Raw genomic sequence first — 23,879 nt, forward strand, 5'->3', positions numbered from 1 at the left:
GATCGACAAGCCGGGGTGTCCGGGCGGCTCCTCGTCAGACTTCGCCTGCGGATGCCTCGATCACCAAAACCCCATCGAGCCGAGCTGTCAATTCGCGGTCGCGCTGCGCCGACGCGTGCTGGTACTTCAGCGCAACCGAGACGTCCGTGTGCCCGCCCCGCTCGAGCAGGTCGGCGAGGGTGGCGCCCCGGCGGGCGTACTCGGTCAGGCCGGTGTGGCGGAGGCTGTGGAAGCGGAAGGAGTCACGGCCGGCCGACTTCCGCGCGTCCCGCCAATACCTGTCGAACGCGGTCTGCGAGATGCGACGGCCGCGGCGGGTTGGGGGAGTGAAGAGCGGGCCGTCTCGGCCCGGGGCCGCATGGGTCTCGACGTGCTCGCTCAGGATCGGTAGAAGTGACGCCGGGATCGCGACGCTGCGCTTGCTGCCGCGCTTCGGGTCCGTCAGTCGCCCGGCCTTGGTGTTCCACTGCCGGCGGACGTGCAGCACGGCTCTATCGGGGTCGTCCAGGTACTCCAGGTCGCGGCGCTCCAGGCCGAGCACCTCGCCCAGCCGCAGGGCGCACCAGGCGGCCAGCAGCACCGCCGCGCGCAGGTGCTCCGGCATGGCCGCCGCCATCGCGGCGACCTGCTCGGGCGTCGCCACGTCGCCGTCCTCCTCTGCCGGCCGGACCTGAGTCTGTGACGGCGCTTCCGGGAACGTGAACGACGCCAGGCCGATGTCCGGTCGTCTGACTGCGGCATTGAGGCACGAGCGCAGCACCCTCGCCGCGTTCGGTGCCACACCGTTGGCTCGCGCGCCCGGATGGCGCTTCGACGGCTTGGCGCGCAGCGCCACGAGGTGGGCGGCGACCTGCTGCGGGGTGAGGTCGACCAGGCGGGTGCTGCCCAGCTCGGGCAGCACGTGGGTGCGCAGTACCGACCGGTAGGACATCACGGTCGAGGGGGAGCGGTCCGGGTTGGCCGCGAGGGCCTCCAGCCACTGCTCGGCCCACTCGCCGAGCGTGAGGGCGTCGGTCTCGGCCTTGATCCGTGCCGCGCGCTGCTCGGCTCGGATCTGGGCGGGTGGCACGAAGGTGCCGCGGGCGCGCTCGCCCTTGGCGATGTCGAGCGCGGCACGGGCGTCGCCGAGGGTGTCGAAGACGCCCAGGGCGTGGGTGGCGCCGTTGACGTCAAGGCGCACTCGGTAGCGGTCTCGGTACCGTGTGATACCTCGGGGCAGGGCTCCGGTGGCCATCGTTGGACCTTCCGCGAACGCTGTCACACGCGCGGTCTGTGACAGCTGTGTGACAGAAATTCTGTCACAACCTGCTGATCTGTGCCCACTGGTGCTGATCAGGGAAAGGTCCAGGAACCGCGGAATCTAGCCGAAAAAGGCGGATTCTCAAGGGTTCTCAAGGACTGCTGGCGGAGGATGGGGGATTCGAACCCCCGAGGGCTTGCACCCAACACGCTTTCCAAGCGTGCGCCATAGGCCACTAGGCGAATCCTCCTGGGCCAGACGAGGATACCGGACCGCGGCGGCGCACTGGGACGCCGCTGTGTGTGGCGCATGACACCGACCGCCAGCCCGACGCCGGCGAAGGGTCTCGCCGACGTCGGAGCCATGTCAGACCTCCGTGGTGGAGTGACCGGGTGCGTCGGGCGGGCCGGCGCCGGGAGGGAACAGCATGCCCACGAGGTGTCCGGAGTGCGGGAGCGGCGACGTCGTGGAGATCGTCTACGGGATGCCCGGCCCCGAGCTGTTCGAGGCCGCCGAGCGGGGCGAGGTCGTGCTCGGTGGATGCGTCATGTTCGTCGACCCGGATGGTCAGAGCGCGGATCCAGACCGGTCTTGCCGTGACTGCCATCACCGGTTCGCCAGGCCGCGCCGGCGGCGCCCGTCGCTCACGTGACCACCACCGCCGAGCATCACCTAGACTGGTTCCCAGCCCCTCGCGCGGCGTCATCTCGCTGAACTCCCCCAGGGCCGGAAGGCAGCAAGGGCAGGTGAGCTCTGATGGGTGCGCGAGGGGTCTTCACGTCTCCGGCCGCGCCCGTCCACACTCCACGGCCACCCCGGCTGACCGGTGTCGGTGTCCCCGCCTAGAGTGGCCAGGTGAGCACCGCGTTGTACCGCCGTTACCGGCCGGACTCCTTCGCCGACGTCATCGGGCAGGAGCACGTCACCGAACCCCTGATGGCGGCGCTCAAGGGCGGGCGCGTCACCCACGCCTACCTGTTCTCCGGCCCGCGCGGCTGCGGCAAGACCACCTCGGCGCGCATCTTCGCCCGCTGCCTCAACTGCGCGCAGGGCCCCACCGACACCCCGTGCGGCACGTGTGACTCGTGCGTCGAGCTGGCGCGCGGCGGGACCGGCTCGCTCGACGTCGTCGAGCTCGACGCCGCCTCCCACGGTGGCGTCGACGACGCCCGTGAGCTCCGCGAGCGCGCGGCCTTCGCACCGGCTCGCGACCGCTACAAGATCTTCATCATCGACGAGGCCCACATGGTCACCACGCAGGGCTTCAACGCCCTGCTCAAGCTCGTCGAGGAGCCCCCCGAGCACGTCAAGTTCGTGTTTGCCACCACCGAGCCCGAGAAGGTCATCGGGACGATCCGCTCCCGCACTCACCACTATCCCTTCCGGCTCGTGCCGCCCGAGCAGCTGCTCAGCTACCTCGGCACGCTCGCCGAGGCCGAGGGCGTGCAGATCGCCTCCGGCGTGCTCCCGCTCGTGGTCCGCGCGGGCGGCGGCTCGGTCCGCGACTCGCTGTCCGTGCTCGACCAGCTGATCGCCGGCGCCTCCGACGAGGGCGTCACCTACGAGCGGGCCGTCGCCCTGCTCGGGTTCACCCACGCCACCCTTCTCGACGACACCGCCGAAGCTCTCGCAGCCCGCGACGGCGCGAGCCTGTTCCGGGTCGTCGATCGCGTGATCTCCACCGGCCATGCACCGCGACGATTCGTCGAGGACCTGCTCGAGCGGCTGCGCGATCTCATCGTCGTCCTCGCCGCGGGGGAGCAGGCCAGCTCGGTGCTGCGGACCGTGCCCGCCGACCAGCTCGAGCGCATGCGCACGCAGGCCGAGCACCTCGGCCTCGCCAACGCCTCCCGGGCCGCCGACCTCACCAACCTCGCCCTCACCGAGATGGTCGGCGCCACCTCGCCGCGACTGCAGCTCGAGCTCCTCTGCGGTCGCCTCCTGCTCCCCGCCGCCGATGACGGGGTCGACGGCGTGAACGCCCGCCTCGAGCGCTTGGAGGCCGGCGGCGCCGGCCCAGCGATCGGCAGGCCGATCGCCGTCGTTCCCGCTCCCGAGCCGGTCGCTGCCAGCCAGCCCGTGGTGTCCGAGCCCGTGCCGGTGCGCGCACCCGAGCCGCACCCGGCCGCTTCGGCGGAAGCGCCCCTCGCTCGTCCTGCCGCTTCCGCGGAAGCGCCCCACGCTCGTCCTGCCGCTTCCGCGGAAGCGCCGCCCACCCGCCCTGCCGCTTCCGCGGAAGCGTCCGAGCAGGGGCCCGAGCCCGCCACCGCGCCGCCAGAGGCCGCCCGCCCGGCAACGCAGCAGCCAGCACCGGCCGCCGCGGCAACCACCGACGGTCTCAGCACCGAGCAGGTCCGGCACCGCTGGCCCGAGGTGCTCAGCACGCTCGCGCAGGTCCGCCGCATCACCTGGGCGCTGGCGCAGAACGCCCAGGTCGTCGAGCTCAGCGGCGGGATCCTCAAGATCGGGTTCCCCAGCTCCGGCCTGGTCTCCACCTTCCGCAACGGCCCGCACACCGAGCCGCTGCAGCGCGCGCTCGCCGAGACGCTCGGCCTGCAGGCACGGATCGAGGCCGTCGTCGAGGGGGAGGTGCGGGCCACGAGCGGCGCCGGCGCAGCCCCCGTGGTCGACCGTGCCGCCGAGGCGGCAGCCGACTGGGCTCGCCCCGCCCGGCAGCCCGAGCCCGCAGCCCAGGCCCAGCCCGCCCCGCCGTCGCACCCCGTCGAGCCGCCCCAGGAGGCCCACCAGGAGCGGCGCCGCCCGGAGCCCGCGCAGCAGAACCCGCGCGACAGCGGCGCCCCCACCGCTCCGGAGCCGCAGCGTTCGGGGCCGGACCGGCGCCCGCCGTGGGAGGACGATGCGGGTGCGCCACCCGCAGAGGAACCTCCGCCGGCCGAGCCGCCGGATGAGCCCGAGCCGCCCATGCCCTCCGCCCGGGAGCGCATCGCCGCCGCCCAGGCAGCAGCCCGCCCAGCGGGCCACCGCCAGGTCGTCGACGAGCCGCACGAGTCCGACCCCAACCTCGAGGACTCGGGGCTGGTGGGCGCCCCGCTCGTGTCGCGCATGCTGGGCGGGACCGTGATCGACGAGTACATCGATGAGGAGCGCCCCTGATGTTCGACGGTGCACTGCAAGACCTCGTCGAAGAGCTCGGCCGGCTGCCCGGCGTCGGACCCAAGAGCGCGCAACGGATCGCGTTCCACATCCTCGCCTCCGACCCGGCCGATGTCAGCCGCCTCTCCGAGGCGCTGCGCATCGTCAAGGAGAAGGTCCGGTTCTGCGAGGTCTGCGGCAACATCTCCGAGGACACCCAGTGCCGGATCTGCCGCGACCCGCGCCGCAGCGGCGCCGTGCTCTGCGTCGTCGAGGAAGCCAAGGACGTCGTCGCGATCGAGCGCACCCGTGAGTTCCGCGGCAGGTACCACGTGCTCGGCGGCGCCATCAACCCGATCGACGGCGTCGGCCCCGACGACCTGCGCATCCGCGAGCTGATGACCCGGCTCGCCGACGGCGAGGTTACCGAGGTCATCATCGCCACCGACCCCAACGTCGAGGGCGAGGCCACGGCCACCTACCTGATCCGGATGCTGCGCCCGCTCGGGCTCACCGTCTCCCGGCTCGCCTCCGGCCTGCCCGTCGGCGGCGACCTCGAGTACGCCGACGAGGTCACCCTGGGCAGGGCGTTCGAAGGAAGAAGGACCGTCGATGTCTGACACCCCCGAGCTCGACGCCGACCTCACGCTCCTCGGCGCCACCACCGCCGCCGTCGCCGAGCGCTACCTCACCACTGTGCGCGAGGTCGCCGCAGGCAGCTCACCCGAGGCCGCCATTCCCTTGCTGCTGCTCGCCGTCTCCGACCTGAGCGCCGCGGGCGCACGGCTCGGCGCGATCGTCGACGTCGTCCCCGCCGACCGCTTCGAGCCCGACGACGGCCCCGACAACAACGCCGAACCGCTGCGCACCTCGCTGGCGAACGTCCTCGACGGCATCGACGAGTACCAGGAGGTCGCCGACCCGCTGGTCTCCCCGGAGGTCACCACCGGGTCGCTGTCCAACGACCTCGCCGACATCGCGCACGCGCTCGGCGTCGGGCTGCGTCACCACCGCGCCGGGCACGCGTCCGAGGCCCTGTGGTGGTGGCAGTTCTCCTACCTGTCCGCATGGGGCGAGCGGGCCGCCAGCGCCACCCGCACCCTGCTCACGCTCATCGCGCACCTGCGCCTCGACGTCGACGACGACACCGCCTCCGAGGCCGAGTTCGACGCCCTCTACGGCGGCGACCCGGGCGACCAGATCAGCTGAGCCGAGCTCAGACCCGCACGGGCACGCTGCCCCGCCCCGCGCCGGGCGACCGCACAAGCTGCGGAGACGGTTGGCGTGCGCCGCGGAGATCCCGTGAAACCGCGGCGTGTCGGGCCTGCTGTGGCGGCGCTCACCCGGCACCGAGGCGGGGGAATGGTGAACCCCGACCTACCGTTGAACCTGCTCGGCCAGCGGCGTCCGGACCCCCCGCCCCCGAACAGATGCCGCAGCCATGACGCAGACCCTCACCCGCCCCGAGAACGAGACCGAGGCCGAGCTCGACGACGCCGCGCCACCCAGGCGCCGCGTCATCGAGCTCTCGTTCGTGCAGCTCGTCGCCGGTGCCCTCGCGGCGATGACCTCCGCGCTCATCGGCAGCCGCATCGGCGTCTCCGGCACCGTGATCGGCGCCGCCGTGGGAAGCCTCGTGGCGGGCGTGGCCGGCTCGGTCTACACCGCCTCGCTGCAGCGTGGCCGCCAGGTGATCGCCCGTGCGCCGGTGGCGCTCAGGTCACCGACACTCGTGATGCGGCGCTCGACGGCGGTGCTCCCCACCGCTGCGGCCGTGCCTCCCGGGGTGCCCGGGCAGGCGGTGCTGGACGCCCGCCCGGTGCTGCCCGCTCGGCGGCCCCGGTGGAAGCCGGTGCTCGCCGCCGCAGCCGCGATGTTCGTGCTCGCCGCACTCGGGATCACCGCACTCGAGCTGGCCACGGGGCAGTCGCTCTCGGGGCGCGATGGCACCACGATCTCGCAGGTCAGCACGGGCGCCCAAGCGCAGCAGCAGCCGCTGCCCCAGCCACCCGCCGAGATCCCGGCGGAGGACCCGACAGAGGAGGCGTCCGAGGATCCCGGGCAGTCGCCGTCGGAGACTCCGACCGAGGTGCCCACCGAGGAGGGTGAGCCGACCGACGAACCCAGCGAGACGCCGTCGGACATCCCCACGGAGGAGCCCACCGAGACCCCCACCGAGGAACCGAGCGAGACGCCCAGCCAGGAGCCGACCGAGGACCCGAGCACGCCGTCGACCCCGGAGAGCCCTCAGGGCCAGAGCTCGCTGGAGTGAGCCCGACCCCGGGCGCGTGGTAGGACAAGCGTTGTGCTGCTCGCCGACGGATCGTTCACGCTGCCCGGGTTCGGGAGCGTCGAGCTCACGCTCTCGTTGCTGCTGCTCCTGGTGCTGGCCGGGCTCGCGGCGGGATGGATCGACGCGGTCGTGGGCGGCGGTGGGCTGATCCAGCTGCCGGCGCTGCTCGTGCTGTTCCCCGACATGACGGCGGTGCAGGCGATCGCCACCAACAAGGTGGGCTCGATCATGGGTACGTCCGTGAGCTCGGTGACCTACTACCGGCGCATCCATCCGGACCTCCGCACAGCAGCACCGATGGCGGTCGCCGCGCTGATCGCCTCGATCGGCGGCGCGGCGCTCGCCGCGTTCATCCCCGAGTCGGCGCTACGGCCGATCATCATCGTGGTGCTCGTGGGCGTGCTCGCCTACACGCTGGCCAAGCCCACGCTCGGCGCCCTGACCGAGCTGCGGTGGGAGGGCAACCGGCACTACGGGGCGGCTGCCGGCGTGGGGCTGGTGATCGGGCTCTACGACGGCCTGCTCGGCCCCGGCACCGGCTCGTTCCTCGTGCTCGCGCTCGTGGGGGTCATCGGGTACGCGTTCCTGCCCGCCTCGGCGCTCGCGAAGATCGTGAACTTCGCCACGAACTTCGGTGCGCTGATGTTCTTCGTGCCGGCCGGGCACGTGGTCTGGGGCGTGGGCCTCGTGGTGGGCTGCGCGAACCTCGTGGGCGCCTACATCGGCGCACGGATGGCCGTGGCGAAGGGGAATCGGTTCGTCCGCGTGGCGTTCCTGGTGGTCGTGGCCGCGCTGATCGTGCGGCTGGGGTGGGATGTCGTGGCCGGTTCGTGACCCTGCAAGGCGTGCGCTGACAGCGTCCGAGATACGGACGCGAGGGTGTCCATCTGGTGGTCGGGACCTACACTCGAACGTCACTATCGGCCAGACCTGCGAGAAATGTCCCGTGTCCCTCATCGTGCAGAAGTTCGGCGGCTCGAGCGTCGCTGACGCCGAGAGCATCCGCCGCGTGGCCCGCAGGATCGTCGAGACGAAGGCGGCGGGCCACCAGGTCGTCGTCGTGGTCTCCGCGATGGGCGACACCACCGACGACCTCCTCGACCTCGCCGGGCAGATCACCGACGCCCCGCCGCAGCGTGAGCTCGACATCCTGCTCACCGCGGGGGAGCGGATCTCGATGGCGCTGCTCGCGATCGCGATCAACGCGCTCGGCGTCAACGCCCAGGCGTTCACCGGCCAGCAGGCGGGTGTCATCACCGACACCGCGCACGGCAACGCCCGCATCATCGACGTCACCCCCAGCCGCATCCAGGCCACGCTCTCCGACGGCGCGGTGGCGATCGTGGCCGGCTTCCAGGGCGTCACCTCCAGCACGAACGATGTCACCACGCTCGGCCGTGGCGGCTCCGACACCACGGCGGTCGCGCTCGCGGCCGCGCTCAAGGCCGATGTCTGCGAGATCTACTCCGACGTCGACGGGCTGTTCACCGCCGACCCTCGCATCGTCCCGGCTGCTCGCAAGATCAGCCGGATCACCACCGAAGAGACGCTCGAGCTCGCGGCGCACGGAGCGAAGATCCTGCACCTGCGCGCCGTCGAGTACGCGCGCCGCTACAAGGTCCCGATACACGTCCGCTCCTCGTTCAGCTCGAACGAAGGCACCCTCGTCACCGACGAGCCAGCAGAGGATGGCTTCATGGAACACCCGCTGATCTCCGGCGTCGCCCACGACCGCTCGCAGGGCAAGATCACGATCGTCGGTGTCCCCGACGTGCCGGGCACCGCTGCGCGCATCTTCGAGGCGGTCGCCGCTGCCGGCTGCAACATCGACATGATCGTGCAGAACGTCTCGGCCGCCAAGACCGGGCTGACCGACATCTCCTTCAGTCTGCCGCTCGAGCAGGCCAACGCCGCCAAGGCCGCCCTGAACGCTCTCAACGGCGAGCTCCAGGGCGCCGAGGTGCTCTACGACGACACGGTCGGCAAGCTCTCGCTGGTCGGCGCCGGCATGCGGTCGCACCCGGGCGTCTCCGCCAAGCTCTTCGGCGCGCTGCGTGACGCCGGCATCAACATCGAGATGATCTCGACGTCGGAGATCCGGATCTCGGTCATCCTGCGTCTCGAGGACCTCGACGAGGCCGTGCGACGGATCCACTCCGCCTTCGAGCTGGACGCCGCCGAGGTCGAGGCGGTCGTCTACGGCGGCACCGGGCGATAGGGAACGAACGATGGGTATCACTCTCGCGGTCGTCGGTGCGACCGGTCAGGTCGGCGCCGCGATGCGCCAGATCCTGCTCGATCGGAACTTCCCCGCCGACCAGGTCCGCTTCTTCGCCTCCGCACGCTCGGCCGGGACCACGCTGCCCTGGAAGGATGGCGAGATCGTCGTCGAGGACACCGCCACGGCGGACCTGTCCGGGATCGACATCGCCCTGTTCTCCGCCGGTGGCGGGACGTCGAAGGAGCACGCGCCACGGTTCGCCGCAGCCGGCGCCACCGTCGTCGACAACTCGTCCGCATGGCGCATGGACCCCGACGTCCCGCTCGTGGTGAGCGAGGTCAACCCGGGTGCCGTGGCCGAGGCCCGCAAGGGCATCATCGCCAACCCGAACTGCACCACCATGGCCGCGATGCCCGCCCTCAAGGCCCTGCACGACGAAGCGGGCCTCGAACGGATCATCGTGTCCACCTACCAGGCCGTCTCCGGGTCCGGCCTCGCCGGCGTGGAGGAGCTCGCCGGGCAGGTGCGCTCCGCCGTCGAGCAGGACATCGAGGCGCTCGCGCAGGACGGCGGCGCCGTCACCTTCCCCGAGCCCGTCAAGTACGTCGCCCCGATCGCGTTCAACGTGGTGCCCCTCGCGGGCAACCTGCTCGACGACGGCTCGGGCGAGACAGACGAGGACCGCAAGCTCCGCAACGAGTCCCGCAAGATCCTGGGCCTGCCCGACCTTCGGGTCTCTGGCACCTGCGTGCGGGTCCCGGTGTTCACGGGCCACAGCCTGTCGATCAACGCCGAGTTCTCGCGGCCGATCTCACCGGATCGCGCGCGTGAGGTGCTGGCTGCGGCAGTCGGCGTCGAGCTCTCCGACGTGCCCACGCCGCTGCAGGCCGCCGGCGCCGATCCGACCTTCGTCGGTCGGATCCGCACGGACCCGGGCGTCCCTGGCGGCAAGGGCCTCGCGCTGTTCATCTCCAGCGACAACCTCCGTAAGGGCGCCGCGCTCAACACGATCCAGATCGCCGAGCTCCTGGTGGCTCGTTGATCGTGGGTTCCTGAGCCACGGCGCAGAGGCACGGCCGGGCGCGTCGGTACCGGGCACTCGCCGCTCAGCCAGTGCCGAACAGGATGTATTGCCCGCAATCACCCCTGTGAGCGGGCAGAACCCCCTGCTCGGCGGGTGCTGGAGGGCGGAACCCCCTGCTCGGCGGGTGCTGGAGGGCGGAACCCCCTGCTCGGCGGGCGCAGGGCGTCTGGGCCGCTAGGGGCGGTGGCGCTGCCAGGCCGACCAGAGGTCGGCGTAGGCGCCGCCGGCGGTGACGAGGTCGGCGTGCGTGCCCTCCTCGACCACGCGCCCCTCCGCCATCACGATCACTCTGTCCGCGCGGACCGCCTGATCGAGCCGGTGCGCGATGATCAGCGCCGCCCGGTCCGACATGACCGCGTCGGCGGCGCGGTCGAGCATCGCACCGTGGGCCGATCCGGCCTCGGCTGTCGCCTCGTCGAGGAGCACGAGCGCCGGGTCGGCGAGGTACGCCCGGGCCAGTGCCACCAGCTGCGCCTGCGCGACGGTGAGCGTGTGCGCGTGCGGCCCGACCTCGGTGTCCAGCCCGTCGCTCAGCCCGGCCACGACGTCGGCCCCGCCGACGGCCTCGAGCGCCGCCCTGATCTCGGCGTCGTCTGCCCCGGGCCGCGCCAGCGTGATGTTGTCGCGCACCGTGCCGGCGAACACATGCACCTCCTGGCTGATCAGCACGGTGCGCTCCCGGGCGCCGTCGCTGACCTCGACCTGCCCCCACCACGGCGCGTGCACGCCGGCCACGAGGGCCGCCAGCGTGGACTTGCCGGCACCGGAGGTCCCGACCACCGCTACCCGCTCGCCGGACCGGATCCGCAGATCGACCTCGTGCAGCACCGGCACGGTGTCATAGCCGAACCCCACCCCTTCCACCGACACCGGCACCGAGCCGCCCGCCCGGCGCTGGTCGTCGTCGCCGGCCTCCATCTGCGTGACGCCCACGATCCGCCCCAGCGAGGCGAGCGCCGACTGCAGGTCGTCGATGAGCAGCAGCAGGCCCATCATCGGCCCGAACAGCTGCAGGAACAGCAGCATCGCGGTGGTCGCGCCACCGATCGTCAGCGAACCGCGCCCCACCAGCAGGAACGCGACCACCAGGATCGTCGCCATCCCGACCAGCTCGGCCATGTTGAGCCGCGCGAAGAACGTGTTGAGGACAGCGCGCGCCCGCAACGAGATCCGCGCCACCTCCCACGACGACGTACCGATCCGCGCCGCGTGCAGCGTTCCGAGCCCGAACGCCTGCACGGTCGGCAGCCCGCGGAGCGCCGCGAGCACGTGGTGCGCGCGCACCCCGAGCGCCGCACGCTCGGCCGCGTACAGCGGCGGCGCTGTGCGCAGGTACGAGCGCAACGACAGCACCTGGATCGGCACGACCGTGAGGACCACGACGGCGAACAGGGGGTGCAGGGCCGTGAGGGCGATCGCCGTCAGCACGAGCGTGAAGGCGGAGGCGGCCACCGTCGGGATCGCCTTGGGCAGCCCGATCGCCACCTGGGCGACGTCGTCGCTCGCCCGCGAGGTCAGGTCACCCGTGCCCACCCGCTCGACGACGTGGCGCGGCAGCCGCAGCGCCCGCCCCACCATGCGTTCACGCAGGTCCGCAAGGAGGCGTTCCACGAGCGCCGCCGCCCCGATCGCCCCGGCACCGGTGGCGATCGCCTGCACCAGCGCACCCGCAGCCATCCAGGCACCCAGCGACCAGACGTCCGCCTCGGTGCTCTCCGGCGAGGTGGCGAGATCGACGATCCGCCCCAGCGCCGTCGGCAGCACCAGCCCGGCCGCAGCGGCGAGCACGAAGGCGAGCGCGACCAGCAGCACCAGCCCGCCGCGCGGGCGCAGCAGCCCGCGGCAGGTCCGCCACACCTCGCGTGCGGTCGCGACCGGGATCGACGGCCGCACAGCCTCGGTCCCGCTCACCGCGCCACCTGCTCGGACTCGTGCGCGGGGGCACCGACGACCCGGTCGCACGCGGCGAGCAGCGCCGGCGAGGTCGTGAGCAGCACCGTGGTCCTGCCCTGCCGCAGCTGCGGCAGCCGCTCCGCGATCAGCGCCTCTGTGACGGAGTCGACGGCGGTCGTGGGCTCGTGCAGCACGAGCACCGGGGCGTCCATCACCAGGGCGCGGGCGAGCGCCACGCGTTGCCGCTGCCCGCCCGACAGCCGCAGCCCGCCCTCACCGACCACGGTGTCCAGGCCCTCGGGCAGCACGCGGAGCACGTCGTCGCACGCCGCTGCCGACAGCGCGGCCTGCACGAGCTCCGGCCGGTGCCCCGGCAGGGTCAGGTTGGCCGCGACCGTGCCGTCGAACAACGACGCCTCGTGCGGCGCCACCAGCATCTGCGCTCGCGCCGCCTCGGGGGCTGCCGGGTCCACGGCGACGTCGCCGACCACGACCGCGGCGCCGTCGCCGAGCGGTCGGCGCGCGGCGAGCGTCTCGGCGAGCGCCACAGCGGCTGCGCCGTCGACGGCGATGCCCACGAGCTCACCCGGTGCGATCTCCAGGTCGAGCGTGCCGCCCCCATCGGTGTCGACGCCCACGATGCTGACCCCGAGGGCGCCGGTGGCCGTGTGCGGCGCCACGGTGGTCCGCGCCGTGTGGCCGTCGGTCAGCACCGCCAGCAGTCGCGCGGCGCTCGCCTGCGCCGCGGACCAGATCGGCGCCACGTTGCGCGCGAACGCCGTGATCGGGATGAGCAACAGCTGCGTGAGCCCCACGACCGTGATCAGCCCACCGATCGTCAGCTCCCCCCGCACCGCGAGCAGCCCGGCGGCCACCGCGACGCCGACCATGAACAGGCCCGTGATCGCACCCAGGCCGGCCGTCAGGCCCGACTGGTGGGCACGCGCCTGCATCGTGGCCCGCAGTGCCTGCCGCGAGAGCGACTGGTACCGGTCGGCCGCGACCTCCTGCGCCTGGACCCCGGCGAGCACGCGGTGCCCGGCCAGCAGGTCCGCTGCCGAGCCCGCGGCGTCGGCGACCGCGGCAGCCTCGCTCTCGGCCCGGCGTCGCAGCGGCCGGCCCAGCACATCGAGCAGCACCAGCAGCACCGGCGCACCCACCAGCACCGCGACGCCGAGCGGTACCGACTGCATCAGCAGCAGGGCGCCACCGACCACGATGGCGGCGGCCTCGCCCACCGGGTAGATCATCAGCGCGGTGGCCTGAGTCAGCTGCCGCACGTCGTTGGTCGCGAGCGACAGCGCGCTGCCGGGGAGCCGATCGGCGCGGGCACGCGGGTGCAGCAGCCGGTCCGTGACACGGGTACGCAGCTGGTGCTGCATCGCCTCGGCACCGATCTGCCCGTACCAGCTGCCGAACCGGACCACCTGCGCGAGCAGGATGAAGTTGACCGTGAGCACACCCAGCCACAGCAGCAGGCCCCGTACATCGCCGTCGACCACGGCAGTGTCGATCGCCCGGCCCATGATCACCGGCACCATCGCCTCGGTCACCTGGTGCACCACGGCCGAGCCGGCCGCGGGCAGCGTGAACCGGCGGGTCCGCCACATCGCGCGCAGCACGAGCGCCCGCGGCGTCCCGGCCGGGAGCGGGTCGGGCAGCTCGATCGGGGTCTCGGAGATCTCACCACGGCGAACGCTGATGACGGCGCGAGCGCGCTTCATGGATGTGGGCACCTCAGAGCGGCAGGTGCCGGCGGACGAAGTCGAGCTCGAGCCGCATCTGGGTGACGCGCTCGTCGTCGACCTGGCTCGCGTGACCGGCGTCGTAGATGTGCGTCTCCACGGTCCCGCCGCGAGCCCGCAGTGCTTCCACGTAGTTGAGGATCTGCCGGTAGGGGCAGCGCGGGTCGTTCTCGCCGGCGCTGATGAGCACCGGGACCTGGACGGCGTCCACGTACGTGAGCGGGGACGACTCCCGGTACCGGTCGGGCACCTCCTGCGGCGAGCCCCCGAACAGCGCCCGGTCGAAGTCCTGCAGCGAGCCCATCTCGTCCTCGTACGCGGCCACGTAGTCCGCGATCGGCACCCCGGCCACGCCTGCGGCCCAGCGGTCGGGCTGCGTGCCCAGGCCCAGCAGCGTGAGGTAGCCGCCCCAGGAGCGGCCCACCAGCACCGAGCGCTCGGCGTCCACGGTGCCCTCGGCGATCAGGTGGTCATGCACGGCGGCCACGTCGGCCAGCTCGGTGAAGCCCACCTTCGCCTCGAGCGCGTCACGCCAGCCCACCCCGTAGCCGGTCGAGCCGCGGTAGTTCACCTCGAGCACGGCCCAGCCCTGGTCCACCCAGGCGGCCGCGGCAGGCGAGAACATGTCGGAGTCGTGCAGGGTCGGCCCGCCGTGCACCTTGACCACCACCGGGTACGGTGCGCTCCCGGTCGTCGGCAGCCGCAGCAACGAGTGGATCGGGCCGCCCGGGCCGTCGGCCCACACGTCGCGCACCGCGACCGAGGCGGGGGCACCACCGCCGGGTGGCGTCAGCAGCTCACGGCCGCTCCGCGCCGACAGCACCGCCGGCGGCCGAGCGGCGGAGGAGTGCAGCACCCAGGCATCGCCGTCGGGGCGCCCGATCGCGTCCTCGGCGGTGCCTTCCATCGGCCCGACACCCACGACCGAGCCCGAGAACAGGTCCACCCGGAACAGCCGCGTGCGCGCGTGGAAGTCGACCGCGACCAGCAGGTGCCGCCCGTCCGGGTACCAGGACGCATCGCCGATCTCGCCCTCGACGCCGATCTCCACCGGCCGCTGGATCAGCCGGTCCACGTCCCACACCAGCAGGCGCGGCGAGCTGCTGCGCTCGTGCCGGACCAGCAGCCGCTGGTCGCCGGCCCGCGGCGAGAAGCCCAGCGCCCAGAGCCCACGGTCGCCGCCGTCGTCGAGATCCGCGATCGGCCAGCCGTCACGCCGGTAGATCCGGATCGAGGGGTGCCGCGAGTCGCCGTGCTCGCTGTGCTCGACGGCGATCAGCCGCCCGTCGTGGCTCAGCGCCCGCGCCGCCGCCCAGCTCTCGTGCGCATAGATCAGGGTGGGGCCGTCGGTCCCGTGCGAGGACCGCCCCACCGGGACGGCGTGGATCTGGGTGCCGTAGCGCGAGTCGCCGCGCCCGATGACGGCGGTGCCGTCGCGCCCGATCAGCAGCCCGCGCGGGTACGCGGCCGAGAGGTCGATCGGTGTCTCGACGCGCCACCCGGGGGTGGACCCGTAGGGCTGCCGGCGCCAGACGCCGTACTCGTCGCCGTCGCTGTCGTCGAACCACCACACCCAGTTCCCGGCCGGGTCGATCTCGGCGAGGCTCGTGCCCTGGGGCCGGTCGGTCGCGGCGATCGCCCGCCCCGTCGAGGGCGTCCAGGAGTGCGCCTGCAGCCGCCCCTCGTCGGTCATCACCACGACGGCGCGGTCGGGGTTGTCGACCGCCCAGCGCGGCAGTCTGACTCGGCCCGCGCGGAACCGCTGCTCCCACGGTGGGCGCGGCCAGGAGCGCGAGCCGGCGCTCATCGTGCGCGCCTGCGCCGGACCACGAGCACGACGACCGCCACGAGCGCGAGCGCCGCCAGGCCGACGACGATCGGGAGCGCCGCGCCCATCCCGGTCTCGGTGTCGTCCTCCTCGGCATCGATGCTCGACGGCGCCACCGAGGTCTCGGTGGCCTCCGGGGTGGTCTCCTCGGTGGTGGTTTCCTCGATGACGTCGTCCCACGTGTTCAGCAGCACCTCGAAGGTGAACGCGCCGGAGATGGGGTGCCCGTCGGCGGACACCACCCGCCACGTCACGGTGTAGTCACCGCCGATGTCCAGCGGGCCGGTGGATGCGGGGGCGACCAGCGCTTGCGTGACCGTCCTGTCCTCAATCTGGGGGTCGCCCTCGGCGATGTCGGTGCCATCGGGCCCCGTGATGACGATCTCGTTGCCGATGTCCTGGATGGTCTCGTTGAACTCGAGAACGACCTGTGTCGGCGGCTCGTACAGCTCGTCACGGTCCCCGGGAGTGGAGGAGATCAGCTCGCTGTGCGCCTGGGCCGGACCGGCCCAGACCAGCCCGAGCCCCGCCGTCGTGAGCACGGCCGCGAGCAGGGTGAGGAACGTCGTCGAGAGTCGTCGGGTGAGCACGGTCCCAGGCTACGACCGAACGGGGCCGCGAAGATCCCGCAGCGGCAATACGGTGGGCGGAGCGACCGAAGGAGAACTGTGCCGATCACCCATCACCTGCGCGTGCACCGCAGCGAGGAGAACCTCGAGCAGACCGACCAGCTGGCGTGGAGGCTCGCCGAGCTCGCGACCGACCCGGTCGAGGTGGAGGACGACGTCGTCGACATGATCGTCAACCGCGTCATCGACAACGCGGCGGTGGCGGCGGCGTCGCTGCTGCGGGCGCCGGTGGTCGCCGCTCGAGCGCAGGCGCTGACGCACCCCTACACACCGGGCGCCACCGTGTTCGGGCGCAACCCCGGGCAGCGGGTGAGCCCCGAGTGGGCGGCGTGGGCGAACGGCGTCGCGGTGCGCGAGCTGGATTTCCACGACACGTTCCTCGCTGCCGACTACTCGCACCCGGGAGACAACATCCCGCCGATCCTGGCGGTCGCGCAGCACCGGGCGTGCAGCGGAAAGGACCTGCTGCGCGGCATCGCGACCGGCTACGAGATCCAGGTCGACCTCGTCAAGGCGATCAGCCTGCACAAGCACAAGATCGACCACGTGGCCCACCTCGGCCCCAGTGCAGCCGCCGGGATCGGGACCTTGCTGGGGCTCTCGACGCCGGTGATCTTCACCGCGATCGGGCAGGCGTTGCACACCACCACGGCCACGCGGCAGTCGCGCAAGGGCCGCATCTCGACATGGAAGGCGTACGCCCCCGCGTTCGCCGGCAAGGTCGCGGTGGAGGCGGTCGACCGGGCCATGCGCGGGCAGAGCTCGCCCGAGCCGATCTACGAGGGCGAGGACGGCGTCATCGCGTGGCTGCTCGACGGCCCGGAGGCGAGCTACGACGTCGTGCTGCCCGCCCCCGGCGAGCCCAAGCGGGCGATCCTGGAGACCTACACCAAGGAGCACTCGGCGGAGTATCAGAGCCAGGCGCTGATCGACCTCGCCCGGCGGCTGCACCGCACGCGGCCCGAGCTCACCGATCCGGATCGGATCGAGTCGATCGTGATCCACACCAGCCACCACACCCACTACGTGATCGGTTCCGGCGCGAACGATCCGCAGAAGTACGACCCGAGCGCCACCCGCGAGACCCTCGACCACTCGATCCCCTACATCGTGGCGGTGGCGCTGCAGGACGGCGCGTGGCACCACGAGCGCTCCTACGCGCCAGAGCGCGCGCAGCGGCCGGACACGGTCAAGCTGTGGCGCAAGATCACCACCGCCGAGGACCCCGAGTGGACGCGGCGGTACCACTCGACCGACCCGGCCGAGAAGGCGTTCGGTGGCCGCATCGAGATCACCACCACCGACGGCCGCACCATCACCGAGGAGATCGCGATGGCCGATGCGCACCCGCTCGGCGCCCGCCCGTTCGCCCGGGCCCAGTACGTGGAGAAGTTCCGCACGCTGGCGCAGGGGGTGCTGGAGCCGGCGGAGATCGAGCGGTTCCTCGACGTCGCGCAACGGCTGCCCGAGCTCGGCCCCGAGGAGCTGGGTGGGCTGACGATCACCGCGCGCCAAGGACTGCTCGGGACCGTGCGGACTCCTGCGGGACTGTTCTGATGGGCGGCACAAAGTCCACGCTCGACGGCGGTGCAAGCGGTTGCCGCGTCTGCTTGGGCTCATCGAGCGTGGAGTTTGTTCCACGAGCGCGGGTGAGGAGGGGGCGGTGATGCTGCACGCGGGCGCGAGCGCGAGCCAGAAGAGGGCGCGGCTGCGGGAGCGGCTGGCCTCCGGTGAGCTGCTGCGGTTCCCGGGTGCGATCAACCCGCTCTCGGCGCAGCTGATCGAGGACAAGGGGTTCGAGGGCGTCTACATCTCCGGGGCCGTGCTCTCCGCCGACCTCGGGCTGCCCGACATCGGGCTCACCACGCTCACCGAGGTGGCGGGCCGCGCCGGGCAGATCGCGCGCGTGACCGACCTGCCCGCGATCGTGGACGCCGACACCGGGTTCGGCGAGCCGATGAACGTGGCCCGCACCGTGCAGGTGCTCGAGGATGCCGGGCTGGCGGGCTGTCACATCGAGGACCAGGTCAACCCCAAGCGCTGCGGCCACCTCGACGGCAAGGCCGTGGTCGACCTCGGCACCGCCGAGCAGCGCATCCGGGCCGCGGTCAACGCCCGCCGCGATCCCGATTTCCTCGTCATGGCCCGCACCGACGTGCGCGCGGTCGACGGGGTGAGCGCCGCCGTCGAGAGGGCGAAGCGGCTCGTGGACGCGGGGGCGGACGCGATCTTCCCCGAGGCCATGGCCGACCTGCGCGAGTTCGAGATGGTGGCCAACGCCGTCGACGTGCCGGTGCTCGCGAACATGACCGAGTTCGGCAAGTCCGAGCTGTTCACTGTTGACCAGCTAGCCGCAGCCGGCGTCCGCATCGTCATCTACCCGGTCACCTTGCTGCGGCTGGCGATGGGTGAGGTGGAGCGCGGCCTGGAGGAGATCCGGGACGCCGGCACCCAGGCGGGGCTGGTGCCGCGGATGCAGACCCGGGCGCGGCTGTACGAGGTCATCGACTACGCGGGGTACAACACGTTCGACTCGGAGATTTTCACGTACTCGGCGAAGACGCCGGGGGAGGGAGACGAAGCATGAGCGAGGACATCAGGAAGGGGCTGGCGGGCGTCGTCGTCGACGTCACCGCGATCAGCAAGGTCGACCCCGAGAGCAACTCGCTGCTGTACCGCGGCTACCCCGTGCAGGATCTCGCGGCGCAGCGCTCGTTCGAGGAGGTCGCCTACCTGCTGTGGCACGGCGAGCTCCCGACGGCGCAGGAGCTCGCCGAGCTGCAACGCCTCGAGCGCTCGCTGCGGCCGCTCGACGCCCGCACGAAGACGCTGATCGACTCGTTGCCGCCGACGACCCATCCGATGGACGTGGTGCGCACGGCCGTGAGTCAGCTGGGCACGTTCGACGACACCCTGCTGCAGCCCGACGGGATCACGGACCGCAGGCTCAACGAGGGTCGCGCGGTCTACCTGTTCGCCCAGCTCCCGGCGATCGTGGCCTACGACCAGCGGCGCCGCCGCGGCGAGCCGATCGTGGAGCCGTGTGAGGACCTGGGGTACTCGGCGAACTTCCTCTGGATGACGTTCGGCGAGGAGCCCGCTGCGGCGGTCGAGCAGGCGTTCGACGTCTCGATGATCCTGTACGCCGAGCACTCCTTCAACGCCTCGACCTTCACGGCGCGGGTGATCACCTCCACGCTGTCGGACCTGTACTCGGCCGTGACCGGCGCGATCGGGGCGCTGAAGGGCCCGCTGCACGGCGGCGCGAACGAGGCCGTGATGCACACGTTCGACGAGATCGAGACCGCCGATCGGGCGCAGGCCTGGCTCGAGGACGCGCTCGCGACCAAGAAGAAGATCATGGGCTTCGGGCACCGGGTCTACAAGAACGGGGACTCCCGGGTGCCGACGATGAAGGCCGTGCTCGACGATCTCGTGGCCCACTACGAGCGCCCCGACCTCGGCGAGATGTACACCGCCCTGGAGTCGGCGATGGAGTCGGCCAAGGGCATCAAGCCGAACCTCGACTACCCGGCCGGTCCCGCCTACCACCTGATGGGTTTCGACACCCCGACCTTCACGCCGCTCTTCGTCGCCTCCCGGGTCACCGGGTGGACGGCGCACATCATGGAGCAGCTGGAGGCCAACGCGCTGATCCGCCCGCTGAGCGAGTACGTGGGGCCCGAGCGGCGTGAGGTGCCGCCGCGCTGATCGCTGCCTCGCTCAGGGGAGCGGGTGGCCGGTCGCGGGGTCGCGGTCGGTGAGGCAGTAGATGTGCCCGTCGGGCGCGCGCATGATCGTCCAGGCCTGGTGCTCGGCGACCTGCTCGGCGCCGAGCGCGCAGTGATGCGCCACCTCGGCGGGTCGGTCAGCGACGGCGAAATCGGCGTGCGCGGAGACCGTCGGCTGGTCCTCGCCCAGGCGCTGCAGCAGGAACCGCAGCCCGCCGGCGGGGTCGGGGTCGACGAGCCGGGCGAACTGGTCGCTGCGGCCGGTGGTGATGTCCCTGGCGGTGAGCTGCTGCCAGAACGCGACCTCGGCGTCCCACAGCCGCGTCGGGATGTCGAGGCAGACCTGGTCGAGCACGGGCGCGCCGGTCCGCACCAGGAGCGGCTCCGGCTCGGCGAGCGTGAGGCACAGCAGCAGCCCGCCGGGTGAGCGAAGCACCGGCACGTCGTGGTACTGCCACGCCTGAGTCGCGCCCAGGTCCAGGGCACGCTGCAGCAGCCCGGCGCGGTCGTGGGAGGCGACGTCGAGGTGCACCCGCGGATCGCCGTCGAGCTCCTGCATGCGCACGCAGGAGGTGCCGCCGTCGGGAAGCAGGGTAAGGAACTGGCCACCCTCCCCGCGTGCCGGTGACGGCGTGAGCCCGGTGGCGGCGGCCCAGAACTCGACCGAGCGCCGCCATCCGGCGCGGGGGACGTCGAGGAAGAGGTCGTACCAGAGCGGGGTGGTCACGTGCCGAGCTCCCGGAGGTAGCAGAGCATCCGGTAGTCCTCGCCGGGCTGGATGTTGGTGAAGCCGTGCCGCTCGTAGAAGCGACGGGTGTCGGTGTCGATCTCGTCGACGTTGATGTGGATCTCACCCACGCCTTGTGCGGTGAAGCGCTCGACGGCGGTCGTGAGCAGGGCGGTGCCGATCCCTTGGTCGCGCAGCGCGGGGACCACGTAGAGCTCCTCGAGCTGCGCGAGCGGGCCGTCGTAGTACGGGCTGGGGCGCAGCGTGAGGTAGGCGAAGCCGACGGCGCGGCTCTCACGCTCGGCGAGCAGCACGACGACGTTCGGCCCCTCGAGCAGGGAGGTGAACCTGCGCGTGAACTCAGCGGCGCTCGGGGTGGGGGACTCGAACTCGACGTTGAAGTCGTGCAGCAGGCCACCGACGGTGGCGGCGTCCGCGGGCGTCGCGGTGCGGACCGTGGTGGCCTGCGCGTACGAGGTGGGCGGTTCCGGGGTTGCGGCGGGGCGGGTGAAGCGTGGGCCTGCAGCGGGGTTGGCGCGGTACTCGGCGACAGCGGCAAGCCTCTCCTGCGTGTAGTGCCCGGTGCCTTCCGGGAGGTCGTCGGGGGAGAACCAGCCGACGGCGAGCGACTCGTCGTCGGCTGCGTGCGGTTCGCCGCCCGTCGCGTGGCAGAGGAAAAGCAGGTCCAGGTACTGGGCGCGGTCCCCGTTGGGGTAGGCCATCGGCTCCTGCACCTGGATCGCGGCAAGCGCATCGACGACGCCGTCCACGCCCGTCTCCTCCTTGATCTCCCGCACCATCGCGATCGCCGGCTCCTCACCGGGCTCGAGGATGCCGGAGACCAGCGCCCACTTCTCGGTGTCGGCACGGTGCCCGAGGAGGACGCGACCCTCGTCGTCGAGCACCACGGCGGTCACACCCGTGAGCCAGAGCAGGTCCGTCCCGACCTTCTCGCGCAGCTGGGTGATGAACGGCGGGATGGGCATCCCGTCATACTTTCACGCGTTGCCTCAGCGATCGGGGCTTGGCATGTCCTCAGCACGTACCTGATGCGTGCTGAGGACATGCCAACGGTTGTCCACAGACCCGGGCCGGTGTCGTCCTGTCCACAAGCAGCCCTCCCCGCGTCGAGCGCGGTCGAGGACCCCGGTGGCACCCTGCCGGCGTGAGTCATCGGTTCGATCTCGACTGGGCCGCGGCGCGCGAGCTGCGCCGCGCTCAGGACGGCGTCGTGACGCTGCAACAGCTCTACCGAGCGGGTGCGTCCTGGCACGACATCGAACGAATGGTCCGGCGGCGTGAGCTGCGCCGCGTTCATCCCGGCGTCTACATCGACCACACCGGACCGATGACGCGCCGCCAGCGCGACTGGGTGGCGGTGCTCGCCGCGTGGCCCGCTGCGCTCGCCGACGAGTCGGCGCTGCCGGGCGGGACGGTCGGCATGATCTCCATCGTTGTGGGGCCGGGACGGAAGGTGAAGGTTCCCGTCGGGGTCCGGGTGCGAAGGAACGAGCACCGGGAGCAGCGCGTGCAGTGGCAGCGATCATCGCCACGAATCCGGGTCGAGCACGCAACCGTTGACGTGATGTCCGTGCGGATCCGTGACGGCGATGTCGCGGCAGCGTTCGCAGCCCTTGCGCGAGTAGTCCAGTCCCGCGAGACGACGGCGGAACGCATCCTCGCTGCACTTCAGACCAGGAGCCGGGTCAGCGGGCGGCGGCTCATCGAGCAGATGCTCACCGATGTGCGTGACGGCATCTGCTCCGTCCTCGAACGAGGCTTTCGCGATCACGTAGAGCGCCCGCACGTCCTGCCGCAGCCGTCGCCCCAGCACGGCACCAGTGCCACCGGCGCCATGACGCATCAAGACGTGCGATACGGCCGGTACTCGCTGGTGGTCGAGCTCGACGGGCCTCGTGTTCCACAGCTCGCAGCAGGCCCGTGACCACGACGCTGCTCGGGACCTGGCCGAGCTCGCCACCTCCGTTGCGCCGACCGCACGCGTGACCTACGGCTTGGTGTTCCGGCAGTCTTGCCAGACGGCGGCCTGGATCGCCGCGATCCTGCAGCACCGCGGCTGGACCGGAGCGTGCCAACGGTGTCCGCACTGCCCGCAGCCCTGAGGTGAGCCTGCCGTGTCTTCTACACGTGCCAGGTACGTGCTGACGACACGGCAACGGTTGGGTGACAGGAGCCGTCGTCACGACCAGCTCGTTCCTCGCTGGGCGTTCCTCCTCCCAGCACCCTGTCACCCGACATGCAAAAACCGCCGGCAAGCCGGCGGTTTCGCATGGTCGGGGTGACAGGATTTGAACCTGCGGCCTCTTCGTCCCGAACGAAGCGCGCTACCAAGCTGCGCCACACCCCGGAGCAGCCTGGCAAGGATAGCCGGAAACTCGCAGACGCTGAAACCGAGGTGTGACCGGGGCCACGATCGCTTCCGGAGTGCGCCGGATCAGCGGGCCACGAGAGTCAGCAGCGTCGCCTCGGGGCGGCAGAAGAAGCGCACCGGCGTGTACGGGTTGGTGCCGAGACCGGCGCTGACGTGCAGCCACATCGAGCTCGAGTCCTCGTCGGGGCGGGCACCCGGCCAGCCGTGCAGGCCCTTCGCGCGGCCGGTGTCGAGGTCGCAGTTCGTGGTCAAAGCGCCCACGATCGGCAGGCACAGCTGGCCGCCGTGGGTGTGGCCGGCGAAGGTCATGTCGGCGCCGTCGGCACGGAAACCGTCGAGCACCCGCCGGTAGGGCGCGTGCGTCACGCCGAGATGGGCGACGGCGGAGCCCGGCTTGTCGCCATCGCGCACCGGGGGGATCCTGTCGCGATCCATGTGGGCGTCGGCGGTTCCGACGAAGCTCAGCTGCTGCCCCGCCACCTCGAGCACGGCCCGCTTGTTGGCGAGGTCGGACCAGCCGCGCGCGACGAACGCCGCCTGCAGCTCGCGGCCCGGCAGGTTCGGTGCTCCCTGGTGAGAGCCCTCACCCCGGGCGTCGGGCAGCAGGTAGCGTGCGGGGTTGCGTGGCTCGGGGCCGAAGTAGTCGTTCGAGCCCAGCGCGAACACGCCGGGCAGGTCCAGCAACGGCCCGAGTGCGCGCATGAGCACGGGCAGCGACGCGGGGTGCGAAAGGTTGTCGCCGGTGTTGATCACGAGGTCGGGCTCGGTCTCCGCGAGCTGCCGCACCCACGCCACCTTGCGGTGCTGACTCGGCATCAGGTGCAGGTCGGAGATGTGCAGCACCCGCAGGTCCCGCGAGCCCGGCGCGAGCACCGGCACGCGCAGCTCCCGGAGCGTGTACGCCTGTGCTTCCACCAGTGCCCAGGTGAGTCCTGCCGATCCCGCCATGGCGAGCGCACCTACCCCTGTGAACCAGCCGCGCGCGCTCAGCGGGACTCCTCGG

General features: G+C 72.0%; 19 protein-coding genes, 2 tRNA genes, 1 other RNA gene and 2 pseudogenes. 13 read left to right on the forward strand and 11 right to left on the reverse strand.

Going from position 1 to position 23,879, the window contains the following annotated elements:
• Positions 1–34: 34 nt before the first annotated feature.
• Both GPA03_RS08115 and GPA03_RS08120 read right to left on the reverse strand, forming a co-directional pair.
• Positions 35–1,234 carry a tyrosine-type recombinase/integrase gene (locus tag GPA03_RS08115; protein ID WP_156251506.1) on the reverse strand — a complete coding sequence of 400 codons (1,200 nt, stop codon included), beginning with the start codon at positions 1,232–1,234 and terminating at the stop codon, positions 35–37.
• A gap of 168 nt (positions 1,235–1,402) precedes the next feature.
• Positions 1,403–1,490: transfer RNA gene (locus GPA03_RS08120), tRNA-Ser, on the reverse strand.
• Between the two features lie 177 nt (positions 1,491–1,667).
• Here GPA03_RS08120 and GPA03_RS08125 point away from each other — a divergent pair.
• The 9 genes from GPA03_RS08125 to GPA03_RS08165 all read left to right on the forward strand — a co-directional run bounded on the left by GPA03_RS08125 (position 1,668) and on the right by GPA03_RS08165 (position 9,889).
• Entirely contained in the window at positions 1,668–1,892 is a 225-nt protein-coding gene (locus GPA03_RS08125) for a hypothetical protein (RefSeq protein ID WP_156251507.1), read from the forward strand.
• Positions 1,893–1,923: 31 nt separating this feature from the next.
• Positions 1,924–2,020: signal recognition particle sRNA small type (gene ffs / locus GPA03_RS08130), an RNA gene on the forward strand.
• A gap of 75 nt (positions 2,021–2,095) precedes the next feature.
• Positions 2,096–4,354: a DNA polymerase III subunit gamma and tau gene (locus GPA03_RS08135; RefSeq protein ID WP_156251508.1), complete on the forward strand. Its 2,259-nt coding sequence runs from the start codon at positions 2,096–2,098 to the stop codon at positions 4,352–4,354.
• Positions 4,354–4,953: a recombination mediator RecR gene (recR, locus tag GPA03_RS08140; protein WP_156251509.1), complete on the forward strand. Its 600-nt coding sequence runs from the start codon at positions 4,354–4,356 to the stop codon at positions 4,951–4,953. The genes GPA03_RS08135 and recR overlap by 1 nt, the downstream gene beginning before the upstream one ends.
• On the forward strand, positions 4,946–5,542 hold the full coding sequence (locus tag GPA03_RS08145; protein WP_156251510.1) for a DUF5063 domain-containing protein: 597 nt from the start codon (positions 4,946–4,948) through the stop codon (positions 5,540–5,542). Before recR ends, GPA03_RS08145 begins: the two co-directional genes overlap by 8 nt.
• 232 nt (positions 5,543–5,774) lie before the next feature.
• Complete coding sequence (locus GPA03_RS08150; RefSeq protein WP_156251511.1) at positions 5,775–6,605, forward strand: hypothetical protein; 831 nt, start codon at positions 5,775–5,777, stop codon at positions 6,603–6,605.
• 60 nt (positions 6,606–6,665) lie between these two features.
• Positions 6,666–7,460 carry a sulfite exporter TauE/SafE family protein gene (locus GPA03_RS08155; RefSeq protein WP_156251973.1) on the forward strand — a complete coding sequence of 265 codons (795 nt, stop codon included), beginning with the start codon at positions 6,666–6,668 and terminating at the stop codon, positions 7,458–7,460.
• Positions 7,461–7,572: 112 nt separating this feature from the next.
• A complete protein-coding gene (locus tag GPA03_RS08160; RefSeq protein ID WP_156251512.1) occupies positions 7,573–8,844 on the forward strand; it encodes an aspartate kinase in 1,272 nt (423 codons plus the stop codon).
• Positions 8,845–8,854: 10 nt separating this feature from the next.
• A complete protein-coding gene (locus tag GPA03_RS08165) occupies positions 8,855–9,889 on the forward strand; it encodes an aspartate-semialdehyde dehydrogenase (RefSeq protein WP_156251513.1) in 1,035 nt (344 codons plus the stop codon).
• Positions 9,890–10,105: 216 nt separating this feature from the next.
• Here GPA03_RS08165 and GPA03_RS08170 read toward each other — a convergent pair whose 3' ends face one another.
• From GPA03_RS08170 to GPA03_RS08185, 4 genes are read right to left on the reverse strand one after another with little or no spacing between them, the layout of a single operon-like run.
• Complete coding sequence (locus GPA03_RS08170) at positions 10,106–11,842, reverse strand: ABC transporter ATP-binding protein (protein WP_241681162.1); 1,737 nt, start codon at positions 11,840–11,842, stop codon at positions 10,106–10,108.
• Complete coding sequence (locus GPA03_RS22565; RefSeq protein WP_156251514.1) at positions 11,839–13,548, reverse strand: ABC transporter transmembrane domain-containing protein; 1,710 nt, start codon at positions 13,546–13,548, stop codon at positions 11,839–11,841. The genes GPA03_RS08170 and GPA03_RS22565 overlap by 4 nt, the downstream gene beginning before the upstream one ends.
• 13 nt (positions 13,549–13,561) lie before the next feature.
• Positions 13,562–15,376, reverse strand: a complete 1,815-nt coding sequence (locus tag GPA03_RS08180) for a S9 family peptidase (protein ID WP_156251515.1) — start codon at positions 15,374–15,376, stop codon at positions 13,562–13,564.
• Entirely contained in the window at positions 15,373–15,987 is a 615-nt protein-coding gene (locus GPA03_RS08185) for a copper resistance CopC family protein (RefSeq protein WP_156251516.1), read from the reverse strand. Before GPA03_RS08185 ends, GPA03_RS08180 begins: the two co-directional genes overlap by 4 nt.
• A gap of 78 nt (positions 15,988–16,065) precedes the next feature.
• Between GPA03_RS08185 and GPA03_RS08190 the strand changes: the two genes are divergently transcribed.
• The 3 genes from GPA03_RS08190 to GPA03_RS08200 all read left to right on the forward strand — a co-directional run bounded on the left by GPA03_RS08190 (position 16,066) and on the right by GPA03_RS08200 (position 19,737).
• The gene (locus tag GPA03_RS08190) at positions 16,066–17,583 is read left to right on the forward strand and encodes an MmgE/PrpD family protein (protein ID WP_156251517.1); all 1,518 of its coding nucleotides are present in this window, start codon (positions 16,066–16,068) and stop codon (positions 17,581–17,583) included.
• 109 nt (positions 17,584–17,692) lie between these two features.
• Positions 17,693–18,613, forward strand: coding sequence for a methylisocitrate lyase (gene prpB / locus GPA03_RS08195; RefSeq protein WP_156251975.1), 921 nt, complete (start codon positions 17,693–17,695; stop codon positions 18,611–18,613).
• Positions 18,610–19,737, forward strand: a complete 1,128-nt coding sequence (locus GPA03_RS08200) for a bifunctional 2-methylcitrate synthase/citrate synthase (protein ID WP_156251518.1) — start codon at positions 18,610–18,612, stop codon at positions 19,735–19,737. The genes prpB and GPA03_RS08200 overlap by 4 nt, the downstream gene beginning before the upstream one ends.
• 12 nt (positions 19,738–19,749) lie before the next feature.
• Here GPA03_RS08200 and GPA03_RS08205 read toward each other — a convergent pair whose 3' ends face one another.
• The 3 genes and pseudogenes from GPA03_RS08205 to GPA03_RS08215 form a co-directional block, all read right to left on the reverse strand.
• Positions 19,750–20,484, reverse strand: coding sequence for a VOC family protein (locus GPA03_RS08205; RefSeq protein ID WP_156251519.1), 735 nt, complete (start codon positions 20,482–20,484; stop codon positions 19,750–19,752).
• Positions 20,481–20,939 (reverse strand): annotated as a pseudogene (locus GPA03_RS08210) (N-acetyltransferase family protein); the annotation flags it as partial. The gene GPA03_RS08205 and the pseudogene GPA03_RS08210, both read right to left, overlap by 4 nt.
• Positions 20,940–21,074: 135 nt before the next feature.
• Positions 21,075–21,470: pseudogene (locus GPA03_RS08215) on the reverse strand (NUDIX hydrolase); the annotation flags it as partial.
• A 179-nt stretch (positions 21,471–21,649) separates the two neighbouring features.
• Between GPA03_RS08215 and GPA03_RS08220 the strand changes: the two are divergent.
• On the forward strand, positions 21,650–22,429 hold the full coding sequence (locus GPA03_RS08220; RefSeq protein WP_206673490.1) for a hypothetical protein: 780 nt from the start codon (positions 21,650–21,652) through the stop codon (positions 22,427–22,429).
• A 346-nt stretch (positions 22,430–22,775) separates the two neighbouring features.
• Here the strand turns inward: GPA03_RS08220 and GPA03_RS08225 are convergent.
• Both GPA03_RS08225 and GPA03_RS08230 read right to left on the reverse strand, forming a co-directional pair.
• Positions 22,776–22,852, reverse strand: a tRNA-Pro gene (locus tag GPA03_RS08225).
• An 87-nt stretch (positions 22,853–22,939) separates the two neighbouring features.
• On the reverse strand, positions 22,940–23,824 hold the full coding sequence (locus tag GPA03_RS08230; protein WP_156251977.1) for a metallophosphoesterase: 885 nt from the start codon (positions 23,822–23,824) through the stop codon (positions 22,940–22,942).
• Between the last annotated feature and the right edge of the window lie 55 nt (positions 23,825–23,879).

The sequence above is a fragment of the Pseudactinotalea terrae genome (genome assembly GCF_009733845.1).
GTDB classification, from domain to species: Bacteria; Actinomycetota; Actinomycetes; order Actinomycetales; family Beutenbergiaceae; genus Pseudactinotalea; species Pseudactinotalea terrae.